The sequence below is a fragment of the Brevundimonas sp. NPDC055311 genome, assembly GCF_053645695.1.
This window is the reverse complement of sequence record NZ_JBSHMV010000001.1, coordinates 1144457-1159423: the sequence shown is the minus strand read 5'-3', so window position 1 is coordinate 1159423 and position 14967 is coordinate 1144457. Positions and strand designations below refer to the sequence as shown.

Genomic DNA, 14967 nt, shown 5'->3' with positions numbered 1-14967 from the left:
CGGGGACAAAATCAGGAGACCCATCATGCTGGCCATCGCCATCATCTTCGCCTTCATCGCCGTCATCGCCGCCTTCAACTACTTCGAGTTCGGCCGGGTTGACTGACTTCAGGTCGGCTGACGCCTCGTTTCGAGGTGTGGCGCTGGTCACGGCCGCCTCGCGCCGGATCGGGGCGGTGCTGGCGAAGGCGACGGCCCAGGCGGGCTATGACGTCGTCGTCCACTATCGTTCCGACGCGGACGGCGCACAGGGCGTCGTCCAGGCCATCGAGGCCATGGGACGGCGCGCCGTCGCCGTCCAGGCCGAGCTGACGGACGCCGCGGCGCGGACCGCCCTGATCGACCGGGCCGCCGCCTTCGGGCCGTTGCGGGCGCTGGTCAACAACGCCTCCCTGTTCGTCTATGACCAGCTGGAGACCTTCCGTGAGGCGGATCTGCGCCTTCATCACGAGGTCAACGTCCTGGCGCCCCTGGCCTTGATCCGCGACTTCGCCGCGCGCCTGTCGGACGGGGACGAGAACGGGGAGGGGGGCGTGGTGGTCAATATGCTGGACTATAAGGTCACGGCTCCGAACCCCGACTTCTTCTCCTATACGGTCAGCCGCGTGGGCATCGCCCATATGACCGGCGCCCTGGCGCTGGCCCTGGCGCCGCGCATCCGCGTCTGCGGCATCGCGCCGGGTCTGACCCTGCCCTCGGCCGGGTGGCCCGAGGCCGACTATGAGGCCGGGGCGGAGGCGACGCCGCTGAAGCGGCCGGTGGCGGTCGAGGACCTGGCGGCGGCCCTGACCTTCATCCTGACGACGCGCAGCCTGACCGGCCAGAACCTGGTGGTGGACGCCGGAGCCGGCCTGACGCCCCGCGACCGAGACCTGGAGTTCGCCTGAAGGCGTTCGCCGCCACATGACCTTTATTTGCCGATAGGTTGGCGCCTTAGCTGCCGCCGTTCATTCTGAGACCTCCATGCCCGCTGTCCGTTTCACTCGCCGCTTCTCGATGGCGCACCGGCTGATCGCCGATGCGGGGTCGAGGTGCGCCGTGCCGCATGGGCACAATGAGTTCGTGACGGTGACGCTGGAGCCGACGGCCGAGATCGCCTTCGGCGGCGCCAACCATGCAGCCTCGTTCGAGCGGCTGAAGGCGCGCTGGCACGGCTTCGTCGACCGCAGCCTGGACCACGCCTTCCAGCTGAACCGCGCCGACCCCCTGCTGGCCTGGTTCCAGCAGCATGAGCCGCACCGCCTGAACCAGGTGCTGACCGTGGACGGCGATCCGACGACCGAGGCCCTGGTCATCGCCCTGTGGCGCAAGCTGGAAGCCATCCTCGAAGCCGAAGCCCTGCCCTTCCGCCTGGCCGAGCTGGCCATCGAGGAGACGCCGACCAACACCGTCCTGACGCGCGGTCTGACCGAGGCGGAGCGGGCCTGGGAACTGGGCGCCTGGTGCGACCGGGCGGATTTCAGCATCAATGATCTTCTGCCGCCGGAGACCTGGTCTTGAGCGCCGTCGTCACCCCCCTGCCGTCCGTCGAACCGCGCCGCGTGGGCCTGAAGGTCATGGTGCGCGCCCTGAAGGTCGAGGCCTCCATCGGCTTCTATGATCATGAGCATGGGCGGCTGCAGCCCCTGGTGGTGGACGTTGAACTGGACCTGGGCGCCGCGCCGGTCGAGCGGCTGGCCGATACGCTGGACTATGACGGCGTGGCCCGCATCGTGCGCGAACTGGCGGCGGGGCCGCACATCGCCCTGATCGAGACCTTCGCCGAGCGCACGGCCGTCGCCTGCCTGGCCGATCCGCGCGTGCTGAACGTCGTCGTGCGGGTCGAGAAGCCCGGCGCCATTCCCGATGCGGCGGCCGCCGCCTGCGAAGTCGCCTATTCCCGCTGAGGCCAGTTGCGCGGGGCCGTTCGTCCCGCCATCATCCCGGCCTGACAAGAGGTTCCGATGGTCCAGTCCGGCGATTACAGCAGCAACAGCAGCGGCGAGGTCTCGGCCGACCTGACGGGCCTCTATGCCGGTTACGCCCTGATCCTGCTGGCGGCGCCGACCTTCGGCGTGGCGGCGGCGATCGGTCTGCTGCGCGTGTGGCGCCGACCCGCGCCCATCGATCCGATGCTACGCAGCCACTTCGTCTTCCAGCAGCGGACCCTGTCGGCGGCGGTGTGCGCCATCATCGCCGGCGCGGTGCTGATCCTGGTCAACGTCGGGGTCTTCGTCCTGTTCGTCATGGCGGTCTGGACCATCGTGCGCGGCGCCCTGGGGCTGAAGGATATGCTGACCGGGCGGCCCATCGCCGAGCCGCGTCGTCTCTTCTACTGAAAGGCCTGCCCCCATGAGCGATCAGAACACCGCCGCGCCGGTCGCGGGCCGAGACGGCGCCGTGGTGGCGTGGATTCTCTACATCCTGTCGATCCCCAGCGCGAACGTGCTGGTGCTGGTCGGACTGGTGCTGGCCTATGTGAACCGGGGCTCGGCGACGGGGCTGGCGGCCCAGCACGTCGAGGCGCAGATCAGGCTGTTCTGGTCGGTGTTCTGGATCAGCGCCGTCCTGTGGGTGCTGGTGGCGGTGAGCGCCGTGGCCTCGGCCTTCCTGATCGGGATTCCGTTCCTTCTGCTGTTCGGGCTTCTTTTGCTGCTGGTGTCGATCTGGTTCACGGTGAAAAGCGTTCTGGGTCTGCTGGCCCTGCTGAGCGACCGGCCGGCCTGAACTGATCCATTCGGGAGGAGCCGCCGTGCCCGCCTTCAAAGACCACGCCGCCGACCGCCGCTTCCAGCAGATGTTCGCCGACGCGGACGGGACCGAGCATCCCGTCTGGGCCGAGTATGCGGTGCGCGGCCACGCCCGCGTCATCCTGCATGTCGAGGCGCACCCGGCCCTGCGCGGGACGGGGGCGGCGGGCCGCTTCATGCAGGCCCTGGCCGAGCACGCCCGCGCCGAGGGGCTGACCCTGATCCCGCATTGCAGCTATGCGGTCGCCTGGCTGAAGCGCAATCCCGAGTACGAGGACGTAGTGGGGGCGTAGCGGCGCGCCTGCTGGATTCTCGGGTCAAGCCCGAGGATGACGGCGTTGAAGGGAGGCGCGGTGCGAAGCGCCCAGGCCGCGTCGGGTCGAGAAGGCGGAGCCTTCTGACCGCGGCCCGCTAACATCACTCGCGTGGGGTCGAGAAGGCGGAGCCTTCTGACCGCGGCCCGCAAACATCATTCGCGTCGGGTCGAGAAGGCGGAGCCTTCTGACCGCGGCCGATCAGGAATGACTCTTCGCCACGATGGCCTTCATGGTCTCGGCCTTGGACGGCAGGTCGGCGACCAGGCGGGCGGCCAGTTCGCGGGCGCCGACGGGATAGGCGTCGCCGCCGTCGGCGATCTCCTTGGCCATGTCGGCGGCCTTGCACAGGGCGACCTCGAGGGCCTCGACCTGTTCGAGCGCCAGGGCGCGGGCTTCGGCCTGCAGGCGCTTGACCCGTTCGGCGGTGGTTTCGGGCGCGCGCATCAGGTCATAGACCTCGGCTTCCGGCGAGGAGACCACGCGCAGGGCGGCGCGGGCGTCGGATTCATTGCTGGACTTGGTCATCGGCGTCTCTCCTTAACGCACCATGCCGCATTTTCGCCGCAAGGTCGCATCCCATTTTGCGGCCAAGCTCGAGGGCGCGCCGCCATGTTGCCCGTAAGCCTCATGAACCGGGCCTCATGAATCGGGGATGAAGGGCGGCGCGGCCCAGCGCGCGCGACGCCGCTCGGCGATGGCCCACAGATGGTCGATGCGGCTGGCCAGCTCGCGCCGCAGCCGCCGTTCCTCGGCCGGATGCAGGGGCCGGTCGTCGTCATCGGGGACAGGCGGGGACGCAGGCGCGCGCGGCGGTCGGGGACGGGTCATGGGGTCCTCTTTCTCCCTCCCCTTCATGGGGAGGGTGGTCGCGCAGCGACCGGGTGGGCAGGGCAGGGGTTGGGCGCGGCGTGTGGCTTGCGGCGTCGCCCCCACCCGGCTTCGGCTGGGCCTCAGCCACCCTCCCCATGAAGGGGAGGGAGATTGGGCGCACGGGTTTGGCCGCCGCGCCTTTCGGCGGGCGGTTGGAGGGCTGGGCGGAGCGCCGGGCCGACGCCCGGAGTGTGATGTGTATTATACCGTTTCGACGCCGACAGACGCTCCGCGCGGACGGGCTTCCACGAGCTCGGGGCAGGCGCCGGTCTTATCGGCTACCCCCGGCGCCCGCGGCGGGCGGGGGCCTGCTTGCGACAGGCCTCCCGGAACGGTCCGCGTAACCCCCGCGACCCTGGCCGAAGCCTCTCTGACGGACGGGTCGAACGCCCCGTCACCAGGCTCCGTCGGCTTCTTGTTGGGTGCGGCCTACCGCCCTTCGGGCTACTTGAGGCCGCGAAAGCAGCCAGCGCCCGTTGGGTGGCGAGCCGGGCGTCGGCGCCGGCGTTCGCCCGCATCGCCGCCCTTCGCATCCTGGACCGCCCGGCGCGCTCCGCCGGACGCGCCGCTGGGCTCCCGCCCTCGACCGGCCGCCGCGACGGACGCCGCGCGGTCCGACAAGAACTCCGCTCCATCCGCTCCCGCCGCCCGCAAGGTCGCAGGCCTCACGAGCCCTCCATGCGACGGAACGAGGGCAGGGTGGCATGGCGGGGAGGCAGGGCGGGCTGAAAGGGGATGGCGGAGAGGGAAAGGCGGGAAATTGCTGGGGTTGAGGCGGGACGGTAGGCGGGTTCGTCCTTCTCCCCTTGCGGGAGAAGGTGGCCCGCCAGGGCCGGATGAGGGGTTTCTCACCCGAGGACGAAGGCGATCGTCCATCCACAGCGCGACCCCTCATCCGACCTCGCTCCGCTCGGCCACCTTCTCCCGCAAGGGGAGAAGGATCAGTCGCGCGTCAGCTTTTTGTCCGCCGCCGCAATGATCGCCGCCAGCACCTCGTGGGGGCGGTTCTCGATCTGCGGGTTGGGAAAGCGCAGCACGCGGAAGCCTTCTTCGCGCAGGAAGTCGTCGCGGGCGGCGTCCTCGGCGCGGTCGTCGTGGTGCGGGCCGTCGGCCTCGACGATCAGGCGATGACGCAGACAGACGAAGTCGGCGACGTAGCGCCCGATCACGACCTGCCGCCGGAATTTCAGCCCCTCCAGCCGCCGGTCCCGCAGAATGGCCCACAGCCGCCGCTCATAGAGGGCGGGTTCGCGACGCATCGCCTTGGCGCGGGAGTGCAGCCATTCGTCCATACGGCGACGTTAACCCTTCTCCCCTTGCGGGAGAAGGTGGCCCGCGCAGCGGGTCGGATGAGGGGTTTCTGGACGGTGATGAAGGCCGCGAAATCCACCCGCAGCGAGACCCCTCATCCGTCGGCCTGCGGCCGCCACCTTCTCCCGCAAGGGGAGAAGGGAAGGTTTATCGCCCCTTCCTGAACGCCTCCGCCTTCTCGGCCGCTGCTTCGGCGCGCCAGCGTTTGGGGGCTGACCTGTCGACCTCCTCGCCCGCGCCGGTGAGGGCTTCGTTGGCGAATTCGAGGTCGAGGAGCTTCATCTTCTTGATCTCGTCGCGCAGGCGGGCGGCTTCCTCGAACTCAAGGTTGGCGGCGGCTTCGCGCATGCGGCCTTCCAGATCCTTGAGAGCGGCCTGGAAGTTGGAGCCGACGAAGGGCTTGGCTTCCTCGGCGACGCCGGGGCGGGTCAGGCGGTCCAGGTCGCGGGACTCATAGGGGCTCTCGAGGATCTCCTTGATGTCGCGCTTGACCGTCTCGGGCGTGATGCCGTGTTCGAGGTTGTAGGCCTGCTGCTTCTCGCGGCGGCGGTCGGTCTCGGCGATGGCGCGCTCCATCGAGCCGGTCATGCGGTCGGCGTAGAGGATGACGCGGCCGTCGACGTTGCGGGCCGCGCGGCCGATGGTCTGGATTAGGGAGGTCTCGGAGCGCAGGAAGCCCTCCTTGTCCGCGTCGAGGATGGCGACCAGGCCGCACTCGGGGATGTCGAGTCCCTCGCGCAGCAGGTTGATGCCGATCAGGCAGTCAAACGAGCCCAGGCGCAGGTCGCGCAGGATCTCGATCCGCTCCAGCGTGTCGACGTCGGAGTGCATGTAGCGGACGCGCACCCCCTGTTCGTGCATGTATTCGGTCAGGTCCTCGGCCATCTTCTTGGTCAGGGTGGTGACCAGGGAGCGGTAGCCGGCGCGGCTGGTCGCCTTCACCTCGTCGATGACGTCGTCGACCTGGTTGCGGGTGGCGCCGGAGACGGGGCGGATCTCGACCGGGGGGTCGATCAGGCCGGTGGGGCGGATGACCTGTTCGGTGAAGACGCCGCCGGTCTTGTCCAACTCCCAGGCGCCGGGGGTGGCCGAGACGAAGACGGTCTGGGGCCGCATGGCGTCCCATTCCTCGAACTTCAGCGGGCGGTTGTCGATGGCGGAGGGGAGGCGGAAGCCGTACTCGGCCAGGGTCGACTTGCGGCGGTAGTCGCCGCGGAACATGGCGCCGATCTGGCCGACGGTGACGTGGCTCTCGTCCACGAACAGCAGGGCGTTGTCGGGGATGTATTCGAAGAAGGTGGGCGGCGGCTCGCCCGGCGCGCGGCCGGTCAGCCAGCGGCTGTAGTTCTCAATGCCGGCGCAGGAGCCGGTGGCCTCCATCATCTCCAGATCGAAGCGGGTGCGCTGCTCCAGCCGCTGGGCCTCCAGCAGCTTGCCGTTCTCGACCATCCAGTCGAGCGTCTCCTTCAACTCGGCCTTGATGCCGTTGACGGCCTGATTAAGCGTCGGGCGCGGGGTGACGTAGTGGCTGGCGGCGTAGACGGTGACCTCGTCCAGCGCATTGGTCTTCTTGCCGGTCAGGGGATCGAACTCGTCGATGGCCTCGATCTCGTCGCCGAACAGGCTGATGCGCCAGGCGCGGTCCTCGAGGTGGACGGGGAAGATCTCCAGCGTGTCGCCGCGCTTGCGGAACATGCCGCGCTCGAAATGGACGTCGTTGCGCTTGTACTGCAGGGCGATCAGGTCGGCGCGCAGCTTGGCCTCGTCGATCTGGTCGCCGACCTTCAGGTTGAAGGTCATGGCGGTGTAGGTCTCGACCGAGCCGATGCCGTAGATGCAGCTGACCGAGGCGACGACGATGACGTCGTCCCGCTCCAGAATCGCGCGGGTGGCGGCGTGGCGCATCCGGTCGATCTGCTCGTTAATCGACGAGTCCTTCTCGATGTAGGTGTCGGTGCGCGGGACGTAGGCCTCGGGCTGATAGTAGTCGTAGTAGCTGACGAAATACTCGACCGCATTGTCGGGGAAGAAGGCCTTGAACTCGGAATAGAGCTGGGCCGCCAGCGTCTTGTTGTGGGCCAGGATCAGGGCCGGGCGCTGGGTCTGTTCGATCACCTTGGCCATGGTGAAGGTCTTGCCCGAGCCGGTGACGCCCAGCAGCACCTGTTCGCGATCGCCCTCGTCCGCCTGGGCCACAAGCTCGGCGATGGCCGAGGGCTGGTCGCCGGCGGGCTGGTATTTCGTCTCCAGCCGGAAGGGGACGCGCTTCTTGTTGGTCGGCCGGTCGGGGCGGTGGGGGACCCAGTCGGCGGGGGCGGCGGGCGCCTCCTCGGGCGTCAGGCGCGGTCCGTTCACGGGCGCGAAGGCGGGCGCACGACCGTGGTCGAAGGCGACGGGCGCCTCGCTGAGACCGGGATTGGGCGTGTGGACGGGCTTGGTCGGTTTCGCAGGAGAACGGGCCATGAACATCAAGGTAATGCGTGCGCCTGCGCGACGCTAGGGCGAGCGGAACGGCGATTCCGATAAAGCGCGGCGTCCGAACCGACGCTTTCCGGCTTGTGCGGCGCCGGACGCGTCGCCAAGGTTCGCGCCATGAGTATGCTTCGCGACGTCTTCATCACCGGGACCGGCGCCGTCCTGCCCGGCGAGCGGATCGGCAACGATCGGATGGAGGACTTCATCGGCCGCATCGGCGGGCGGGCGTCCGCCGTCGGGCGCCGCGCCCTGCGCTGGAACGGGATCGAGGGGCGGCATTACGCCCTGAACGCCGAGGGCGAGCCGCTGCATTCCAACGCCTCCATGTGCGCGGACGCCGTGCGGGCGGCGCTGGATGGGGCGGGGCTGAGCCTCGGGGATCTGCAGCATCTCGGCGCGGCGGCGACGCAGGGCGACTATCTGGTGCCCGGCCACGCCAGCGCGGTTCAGGCGGAACTGGGCGCGGGCCCGCTGGAGGCGTTCAGCTATCAGTCCGTCTGCGCCAGCGCCCTGATGGCGGCCAAGGGGGCGTGGTTGAGCGTGCGCGCGGGCGAGGCGGAGGTCGCCGCCGCCTGTGCGGGCGAGTTTTCCTCGCGCTGGTTCCGGCCGGCCTTCTATGAGGGCACGGTCCTGGTGGACGACAAGGGCCGGGCGCGGATCGAGGCGGACTTTCTGCGCTTCACCCTGTCGGACGGGGCGGGCGCCGTGGTGATGGAGCCGAGGCCGAAACCCGAGGGGCTGAGCCTGAAGGTCGAGTGGATCGACATGACCTCGCTGGCCGGGCGTTTCGATCCCTGCATGTGGGCCGGATCAACGCCGCAGGCGCGCGCCGACATGACCAGCGCCTGGAGCCACGCCGGACCGGCGGCGGCCCATGCGGCGGGGGCGGTGGCCCTGTTGCAGGACTTCGAACTGCTGAAGATCGTCATCCGCGCCTGGATCGGCGTCTGGCTGGAGAAGGTGGACGCTGGACGCATCGTCCCGGATCAGGTCGACCATCTGCTGTGCCATTACTCCGCGCGGTCGCTGCGTCAGGAGATCGTCGGCCTGCTGGAAAGCACGGCCGCGATGATCCCGGAGGAGAAGTGGTTCACGACCCTGACCGACAGCGGCAATGTCGGCTCGGCCTCGATCTGGGTCATGCTGGACGCCTTCCTGAAGTCGGGACGTGGAAAGCGCGGAGACAGGGTGCTGTGCATCGTGCCCGAGAGCGGGCGGGCGATGATCGGCTTCATGATGCTGGAGATTGTGTGATGGCGGAACAACTGGCCGAGGCGGCGGTGGCCGATTGCCTGCGGAAGCTGGCGGTGGTCTTCGCCGATTTCGAGCAGCGTCTGGAGGCGACGCCGCTGATCCGCAAGCTGACGCGGGGGCGGTTCGAGGTCGCCGACTACCACGCCTTCCTGATCAACCTGCGCCAGCAGGTGAAGGACGGGGCGCTGTGGATGAGCCGGGCGGCGTCCAACATCGGCGAGGATCATCTGGAGCTGCGCTCGACCCTGATGCGCCATGCGGTGACGGAGCATCGGGACTTCCGCCTGCTGGAGGCCGACTTCACAGCCTCGGGCGGGGCGCTGGATGACATTCAGTCGGCGCCGAAGAATGTGGGGTCCGAGGCCCTGTCGGCGTGGATGTTCCATGAGGCGTCGAAGCCCGATCCGTTCGGCCTGCTGGGGGCCATGTTCATCATCGAGGGACTGGGCTCGATCAAGGCGCGGCCGTGGGGCCTGAAGGTGCAGGAGCGGCTGGCCCTGCCCGACGAGGCGGTGCGTTTCCTGCTGTATCACGGCGACAACGACGCCGAGCACATGAAGGAGTTCGAGGAGATGTTGGGCATGGTCCTGCCCGATCCCTTCATCGCCGAACGCATTGTCGTCACCGCCAAAGTCACGGCCCGCCTCTACGCCCTGCAGATCGAGGAGATCGCGGCGTGAGATACTACAAGCCGGGGGAGGATCCGTTCGACCCCGCGAGGTTCGATCCCAAGGATCCTGATCCGTGGATGGCCCTTTATTTGGACCACAGCCTGCCGATCGACGACGGAGCCAAGCGCGACCTGTTGCTGGGCGCGCGGTCGCGGTCGCGCCGCTGGCTGTTTCCGATGGCGCGGCCGCTGGTGTTCCTGTTCTTCTGTCTGGTGAAGGTGCTGCGGGTCATTTCGCCGAAATACCCGAACCTGAACGGCCTGCTGCACAAGACCATCCACTGGGGGCTGCGGACCTTTGTGACGCCCGAGGGCAATCGGGTGATCCTGCGGCACTTCCACGTCGGGTCCGAGCTGACCGCCTTCGTGCGAGAGAACGCGGGGGTGGGCGACAAGGTGACGAAATGGCCGCTGACGCCGACGCGGCTGAAGGACATCGAGCCGGACCTGTTCCTTCAGCACGACCTGAACATCTTCAACTTCGTCATCGAGATGAACGCCGCCCTGCGCGCCGAGGGGCGGGAGCTGACGCCGCCCGAGCGGATCGACTTCTCCATGATCTCGGACGAATTCCCGCCGTTCGAGGCGTTTCCGCGCAAGTGGCACAACTTCGTCGACGTGCAGACGGCGGTGGAGTTCTACACCCCGATCTACGCCCTGATGCTGCCGCGCGACGACTTCGTGCGGGCGTCCAGTTCGCTGCAGCTGGATGAGGTGATGGCCATCTATATCGCCCGCATTCTGGGCACGAGCTACCACATGGCCTTCGTCAAGAACGGCCATCCGCTGGTGGCGCTGTCGACGCTGCAGGCGGGCTATCGGCTGATGATGCACGGGCTGGATTCAGAGGCCATGCACGGCTGGCTGCGGGTGATGAAGGCGCGCCAGGCGGCGGGCCTGCCGCTGGACCCGGCCAACTCGGGCGCGCCGAAGTAGGGCGTGGCGTCTACGGCGTTTTGCACTGGCGCGCGGCGCGGCGGCTGCTAGCGTGGCCGGTATGAAATCGGCGCGCTCCTTTCTGACCTCTCTCAGCACCCTGGTGCTGCTGTCCCTGGTGCTGGGCCTGCTGGCCGGGGCGGGGGCGCAGCGCTGGGGCCTGCCGGGCGGCCATGTCACGGCGGACTTCATCCAGGCGCTGGGCCAACTGTGGCTGAATGCGCTGCGGATGACGATCATCCCGCTGGTGTTCAGCCTGCTGGTGACGGGCATCGCCTCCATCGCCGATGCGGCGAGGACCGGGCGTCTGGCGCTGAAGGCGGTGGCCTGGTTCGGGGGGCTGATCGTCTTTGCGACCGTCTACGCCGTCGCGGCGGCCTATGGGCTGCACGCCGTCTGGCCGATCGATCCCGAAGGCGCGCGCCTGCTGCTGGCGATCAAGCCGGAGGGCGCCGAGGGTCTGGGCGCCGGCGCGCCGTTCAGCGAGTTCGTCAAGACCATCGCCCCGTCCAACCCGATCCGCGCGGCGGCCGAGGACGCCATCCTGGGCATGGTGGTGTTCGCCGTCTTCTTCGGCTTTGCGGCCTCGGGGCTGCCCGAGCGGCTGCGGGCTCCCCTGATCACCTTCTTCGAGGCGGTGGGCGAGACGATGATCGTCATCGTCCGCTGGGTGCTGAGCGTCGCGCCGCTGGGCGTCTTCGCCCTGTCGGTCGGGGTGGGGCTGACGGCGGGGGCGAGCGCGGCGGGGGTGCTGCTGCACTATGTGGCGCTGATCTCGCTCGCCTGCATCGGCATCGGCCTGATCTTCTATCCACTGGCCGTCATCTTCGGGCGGGTGAGCCTGGGCCGGTTCGCGCGGGCGGCGGCGCCGGCGCAGGTGGTGGCCTTCTCGACCCAGTCGTCGCTGGCCAGCCTGCCGGTCATGGTCGAGCGGGCGGTCGACGAACTGGGCGTCAGGCGGGCCACGGCGGGCCTGGTCCTGCCGCTGGCGGTGGCGGTGTTCCGCATCACCAGTCCGGTCGCCAATCTGGGGGTGGCCATCTACTGCGCCCATCTGTTCGGGCTGGAGCCTTCGGCGGGACAGCTGCTGGCGGCCATGCTGACGGCGGTGCTGATCTCGATCGGCACGGTGGGGTTGCCGGGTCAGGCCAGCTTCTTCGCCTCCATCGCCCCGATCTGCATCGCCATGGGGGTGCCGCTGGAGCTGCTGCCCCTGCTGCTGGCGGTCGAGGTCGTGCCCGACATCTTCCGCACCCTGGGCAACGTCACCGCCGATCTGGCCGTGGTGCGCATCGTCGAGGGCGCAGAGGCGACGGACAACCGCCCTTAGTCCTCCATCGCTTCGAACATGGTCTCGGCCTCGTCGAAGTCGTCGTAGTCGAGCCGCTCGGGCGGGCGCAGGATGACGAAGCGGCTGAGGACGGGCGCGTCCGGCTCGGGGCGACGATCCCATTGCCAGAAGCTGCGGTCGATCCGGCTTTGCAGCAGGGTCCAGTCGCCGTCGTCGGCGGGCGGGCGTGGCGTGTGGAAGGTCATGCGCATCAGCTCCCCTGCTGGCGGAAGCAGGAAAGCCTGCGCGGGCGCGGGTTGTCAAAGTCGGTGCGTTGTTCCTTCTCCCCTTGTGGGAGAAGGTGGCCGAACGGAGTGAGGTCGGATGAGGGGTTGCGAGAGCTTAGCCTCGGCCTCTCGTCAAACGTCAAACACACCCCTCATCCGTCCGGCTTCGCCGTCCACCTTCTCCCGCAAGGGGAGAAGGGATGTCAGTCGCCCCTCGTGCCTGACGTATGCGCCGGGCCGCGGAAGACGGCGTTGAGGAACAGCGGCTTCAGCCCTTCCAGGAAGGCGCGCATGGTCACGTCCTGGGTGAAGGCGACGACCTGGCCGCGACCGACCTCCGAGGCCATGGCGACCGGCTTATAGGCCAGCTGGCGGCGGTTCTCGGCCCATAGCTGGCCGGACGCCAGCACCTGGTCCGGTCCGGCCAGGCGCACGACGTTGGTTCCCTGGTCGCGGGCCAGCGGAGTGTAGATGTCCGAGCCGCGCACCATGACGCTGAGGGTCGGGGCGACGCCCGCGCCCAGCCAGTGTTCGTTGTCGACCACGGCGCTGGCCAGGACGCCGGCGACCGGATCGGGGGCGCCGCCGTGATGGCCGGTCAGGGCCAGGTATTCGGCGTCGGTGGCGATCTCGCTGCCGCCGTCCTTCTTGTCCTTGTCGCCGTCGCCGGAGACGGCGCTCTCGCGGCGGCTCTCCAGCAGCTTGGAGTCGGGATCGGTCAGCAGACGGCTGGCCGAGCCGACGCCGATCAGGACGCCGCCCGCCTGGACCCAGGCGCGCAGGTTGGCGACGCCGCTCTCGCCCAGGATCTGCTCATAGTTTCCGCCTGAGGGCAGGATCAGCACCTGGTAGCGGGACAGGTCGGCGTTCGCCAGGCGGCGGGTGCGCACGGCCGTGACCGGCCAGCCGTATTCGCGCTCCAGCACATGGCGGATGGAGCCGGCGGATTCCGGCTCGGTCGGGTCGTCCCAGGCCATGGCGACGCGCGGGGCGGCGATGACTGTGGCCTTGTCCGAGCCGATGCTGGGGCCACTGGAGACCCAGGAGGTGGCCAGCGGCGTCACCTGGGCGCCGCTGCCGGCGGCCAGACGGCGGACGTGTTCGTCCAGGTCGTCGGGCGAACCGGCGCGCGTCACGATGAAGGTTCCGCCCGGATAGGCGCGGCCGTCCAGGGTGAAGGGCTCCTCGACCGAGCGGACCGGCAGCTTGTCGGTCAGGGCGGCGGTCAGGAAGCGCATTCCCGCCGTGCCCGGATGGATGGCGTAGCCGTAGGCAGCGTCGCCGGAGGCCACGGCGGCGGGGCGGATCAGTTCGGGGCCCACGGCGGCCGTCTGGACCGACGGAGCGCCGGTGCAGCGCTGGCTCGGCACATTGAACAGCAGGGGCAGGGACCAGCCGGTCAGGTCATAGATCTCATCGCCCAGACCCCGCGCGCGGCGGGCTTCCTGCTCGGCCAGGAATTTGGGGTCCAGCGGCACGTCCCTGGCCAGCAGGGTCTCGGCCATGCGGCGCTGGGGTTGAGCCAGGTTCACCACATAGTCGCCCGCCTGATAGCTCTGGCCGCAGGCGGAGAAGGCGGCGGTCGCGCGTCCGACCTCCAGCCCCGAACGCACCAGCAGGCCCGCCAGCTTGTCGGCGGCGGCCGGGTCGGCGGCGGCGGAGCGCGACAGGACATAGGCGCCGCGACCGCCCGAAATCCCGTCGCGGTGGAAGGCGTAGAAGTCGCTGAGCAGCTTCTCGCGGTCGCGGGCGGCGGTCTCGATGGTCGACAGGGTGGCGGTCAGGTGGCCCTTGACCGTGTCGGCGTAGGTCAGCATCTCGCCCGACGACCGGCGCGCCAGCAGACCGCGCGACGAGCCCTGCTCATAGGTCATGGAGACGGCGCCGAAATAGGCGGGCCAGCCGTCGCCGTAGCCGGGATAGAAGGCGTCGAAGGTCTCGCGCGTGAAATAGTCCAGCCCGGCCTGGTCGAAGCGCCCGGCGGTGTTGCGGCCGAACCGCTCGCGCGCGTCCAGGATCGGCGGATAGATCCACGGGTTCAGCGGCTGGGCCTCGGGCGGGAAGAAGAAGCTGGAGTCGGTGCCCATCTCGTGGGAATCGACCACCACCTGCGGGCGCCATTCGCGGATCAGGGCCGAGTGGCCCTGCGTCTCCGGCTGGGACTGGATGAACCAGTCGCGGTTCAGGTCGAACAGATTGTGGTTGTAGCGGCCGGACGGCCACGGCTCGGCCCGCTCGGCCGACAGGGGATCGCCGTTGGGCTGGGCGCCGAGGCCCGCCTCGAAGCTGTTGATGAAGCGCTCGCGTCCGTCGGGGTTCTGGGTCGGGACGAAGACGACCACGACGTCCTCCAGCCAGCCTTGCGCCTCGGCGTCGAGGCCGTCGGTCAGGCGGCGCGCGGCGATCAGGGCGGCGTCGGCGGGGCTGATCTCATTGCCGTGGACGGAATAGGCCATCCAGACGATGGCCGGGGTGTCGTTGATCAGGGCGCGGGCCTGCTCGGGACTGGTCTTGCGCGGGTCGGCCAGGGCGTTGGTCGCGGCCTTGATGGCGTCCAGACGGGCGATGTTGCGCGGCGAGCCGACGGCGGCCCAGAACAGGGGGCGGCCTTCCCACGTCTGGGCGTAGTCGCCCATGACCATGCGGTCGGGATTGGCGGTCCGCAGCGCCTCGAAATAGCGGCGCACGTCGGCCGAGCGGGTGATGCGCTCGCCGCTGTCGTGGCCGATGACGGCCTGAAGCTCGGGCGGGTTCTGTTGAGCCAGGGCGGGCGCGGCGCCCAGGGCCAGGCTGAGCGCCAGCAAGGAACAGGCGGCGCGGCGACGAGACGACATTGGAAAACTCCCCC

The 14967-nt window shown here is 69.2% G+C and carries 16 protein-coding genes; 10 read left to right on the top strand and 6 right to left on the bottom strand.

Annotation, left to right across the window (positions count from 1 at the left end; genetic code table 11):
• Positions 1-137: 137 nt before the first annotated feature.
• From ACWIDZ_RS05635 to ACWIDZ_RS05610, 6 genes are all read left to right on the top strand, one after another.
• Complete coding sequence (locus tag ACWIDZ_RS05635) at positions 138-887, top strand: SDR family NAD(P)-dependent oxidoreductase (RefSeq protein WP_453989112.1); 750 nt, start codon at positions 138-140, stop codon at positions 885-887.
• A gap of 76 nt (positions 888-963) precedes the next feature.
• Positions 964-1500: a 6-pyruvoyl trahydropterin synthase family protein gene (locus tag ACWIDZ_RS05630; protein ID WP_453989111.1), complete on the top strand. Its 537-nt coding sequence runs from the start codon at positions 964-966 to the stop codon at positions 1498-1500.
• A complete protein-coding gene (gene folB, locus ACWIDZ_RS05625) occupies positions 1497-1886 on the top strand; it encodes a dihydroneopterin aldolase (protein ID WP_291779213.1) in 390 nt (129 codons plus the stop codon). The genes ACWIDZ_RS05630 and folB overlap by 4 nt, the downstream gene beginning before the upstream one ends.
• A 57-nt stretch (positions 1887-1943) precedes the next feature.
• Positions 1944-2318, top strand: a complete 375-nt coding sequence (locus tag ACWIDZ_RS05620) for a serine/threonine protein kinase (protein ID WP_453989110.1) — start codon at positions 1944-1946, stop codon at positions 2316-2318.
• Between the two features lie 13 nt (positions 2319-2331).
• A complete protein-coding gene (locus ACWIDZ_RS05615) occupies positions 2332-2706 on the top strand; it encodes a hypothetical protein (RefSeq protein WP_269298737.1) in 375 nt (124 codons plus the stop codon).
• A 25-nt stretch (positions 2707-2731) separates the two neighbouring features.
• The gene (locus tag ACWIDZ_RS05610; RefSeq protein WP_453989109.1) at positions 2732-3022 is read left to right on the top strand and encodes a GNAT family N-acetyltransferase; all 291 of its coding nucleotides are present in this window, start codon (positions 2732-2734) and stop codon (positions 3020-3022) included.
• Positions 3023-3244: 222 nt separating this feature from the next.
• Here the strand turns inward: ACWIDZ_RS05610 and ACWIDZ_RS05605 are convergent, their stop codons facing one another.
• The 4 genes from ACWIDZ_RS05605 to uvrB form a co-directional block, all read right to left on the bottom strand.
• Positions 3245-3571, bottom strand: coding sequence for a hypothetical protein (locus ACWIDZ_RS05605; RefSeq protein WP_291779225.1), 327 nt, complete (start codon positions 3569-3571; stop codon positions 3245-3247).
• Between the two features lie 114 nt (positions 3572-3685).
• The gene (locus ACWIDZ_RS05600; protein ID WP_291779228.1) at positions 3686-3874 is read right to left on the bottom strand and encodes a hypothetical protein; all 189 of its coding nucleotides are present in this window, start codon (positions 3872-3874) and stop codon (positions 3686-3688) included.
• 983 nt (positions 3875-4857) lie between these two features.
• Positions 4858-5208 carry an endonuclease domain-containing protein gene (locus ACWIDZ_RS05595; RefSeq protein WP_453989108.1) on the bottom strand — a complete coding sequence of 117 codons (351 nt, stop codon included), beginning with the start codon at positions 5206-5208 and terminating at the stop codon, positions 4858-4860.
• Positions 5209-5374: 166 nt separating this feature from the next.
• Positions 5375-7696 carry an excinuclease ABC subunit UvrB gene (gene uvrB, locus ACWIDZ_RS05590; RefSeq protein ID WP_453989107.1) on the bottom strand — a complete coding sequence of 774 codons (2322 nt, stop codon included), beginning with the start codon at positions 7694-7696 and terminating at the stop codon, positions 5375-5377.
• A gap of 123 nt (positions 7697-7819) precedes the next feature.
• On the opposite strand from uvrB, the gene ACWIDZ_RS05585 reads away from it, so the two are divergent.
• From ACWIDZ_RS05585 to ACWIDZ_RS05570, 4 genes are all read left to right on the top strand, one after another.
• Positions 7820-8956 carry a beta-ketoacyl-ACP synthase III gene (locus ACWIDZ_RS05585; RefSeq protein WP_453989106.1) on the top strand — a complete coding sequence of 379 codons (1137 nt, stop codon included), beginning with the start codon at positions 7820-7822 and terminating at the stop codon, positions 8954-8956.
• Positions 8896-9636 (top strand): iron-containing redox enzyme family protein, encoded by a 741-nt coding sequence (locus ACWIDZ_RS05580; protein ID WP_453989105.1) that lies wholly within the window; start codon positions 8896-8898, stop codon positions 9634-9636. The genes ACWIDZ_RS05585 and ACWIDZ_RS05580 overlap by 61 nt, the downstream gene beginning before the upstream one ends.
• The gene (locus tag ACWIDZ_RS05575) at positions 9633-10562 is read left to right on the top strand and encodes a DUF6999 family protein (protein WP_453989104.1); all 930 of its coding nucleotides are present in this window, start codon (positions 9633-9635) and stop codon (positions 10560-10562) included. The genes ACWIDZ_RS05580 and ACWIDZ_RS05575 overlap by 4 nt, the downstream gene beginning before the upstream one ends.
• Positions 10563-10623: 61 nt before the next feature.
• Positions 10624-11892 (top strand): dicarboxylate/amino acid:cation symporter, encoded by a 1269-nt coding sequence (locus tag ACWIDZ_RS05570; protein WP_453989151.1) that lies wholly within the window; start codon positions 10624-10626, stop codon positions 11890-11892.
• On the opposite strand, the gene ACWIDZ_RS05565 is transcribed toward ACWIDZ_RS05570, so the two are convergent.
• Positions 11889-12098: a hypothetical protein gene (locus tag ACWIDZ_RS05565; protein WP_453989103.1), complete on the bottom strand. Its 210-nt coding sequence runs from the start codon at positions 12096-12098 to the stop codon at positions 11889-11891. The two genes, ACWIDZ_RS05570 and ACWIDZ_RS05565, sit on opposite strands and share 4 nt — an antisense overlap.
• A gap of 224 nt (positions 12099-12322) precedes the next feature.
• Positions 12323-14953 carry a M14 family metallopeptidase gene (locus ACWIDZ_RS05560; protein ID WP_453989102.1) on the bottom strand — a complete coding sequence of 877 codons (2631 nt, stop codon included), beginning with the start codon at positions 14951-14953 and terminating at the stop codon, positions 12323-12325.
• Positions 14954-14967 lie beyond the last annotated feature (14 nt).

Excerpts from the sequence above, each read along its gene's own strand:
- ACWIDZ_RS05630 (WP_453989111.1), top strand. The coding sequence starts at position 964 with ATGCCCGCTGTCCGTTTCACTCGCCGCTTCTCGATGGCGCACCGGCTG.
- ACWIDZ_RS05585 (WP_453989106.1), top strand. The coding sequence starts at position 7,820 with ATGAGTATGCTTCGCGACGTCTTCATCACCGGGACCGGCGCCGTCCTG.
- ACWIDZ_RS05615 (WP_269298737.1), top strand. The coding sequence starts at position 2,332 with ATGAGCGATCAGAACACCGCCGCGCCGGTCGCGGGCCGAGACGGCGCC.
- ACWIDZ_RS05565 (WP_453989103.1), bottom strand. The coding sequence starts at position 12,098 with ATGACCTTCCACACGCCACGCCCGCCCGCCGACGACGGCGACTGGACC.
- ACWIDZ_RS05570 (WP_453989151.1), top strand. The coding sequence starts at position 10,624 with ATGAAATCGGCGCGCTCCTTTCTGACCTCTCTCAGCACCCTGGTGCTG.
- uvrB (WP_453989107.1), bottom strand. The coding sequence starts at position 7,696 with ATGTTCATGGCCCGTTCTCCTGCGAAACCGACCAAGCCCGTCCACACG.
- ACWIDZ_RS05620 (WP_453989110.1), top strand. The coding sequence starts at position 1,944 with ATGGTCCAGTCCGGCGATTACAGCAGCAACAGCAGCGGCGAGGTCTCG.
- ACWIDZ_RS05605 (WP_291779225.1), bottom strand. The coding sequence starts at position 3,571 with ATGACCAAGTCCAGCAATGAATCCGACGCCCGCGCCGCCCTGCGCGTG.
- ACWIDZ_RS05600 (WP_291779228.1), bottom strand. The coding sequence starts at position 3,874 with ATGACCCGTCCCCGACCGCCGCGCGCGCCTGCGTCCCCGCCTGTCCCC.
- ACWIDZ_RS05560 (WP_453989102.1), bottom strand. The coding sequence starts at position 14,953 with ATGTCGTCTCGTCGCCGCGCCGCCTGTTCCTTGCTGGCGCTCAGCCTG.
- ACWIDZ_RS05595 (WP_453989108.1), bottom strand. The coding sequence starts at position 5,208 with ATGGACGAATGGCTGCACTCCCGCGCCAAGGCGATGCGTCGCGAACCC.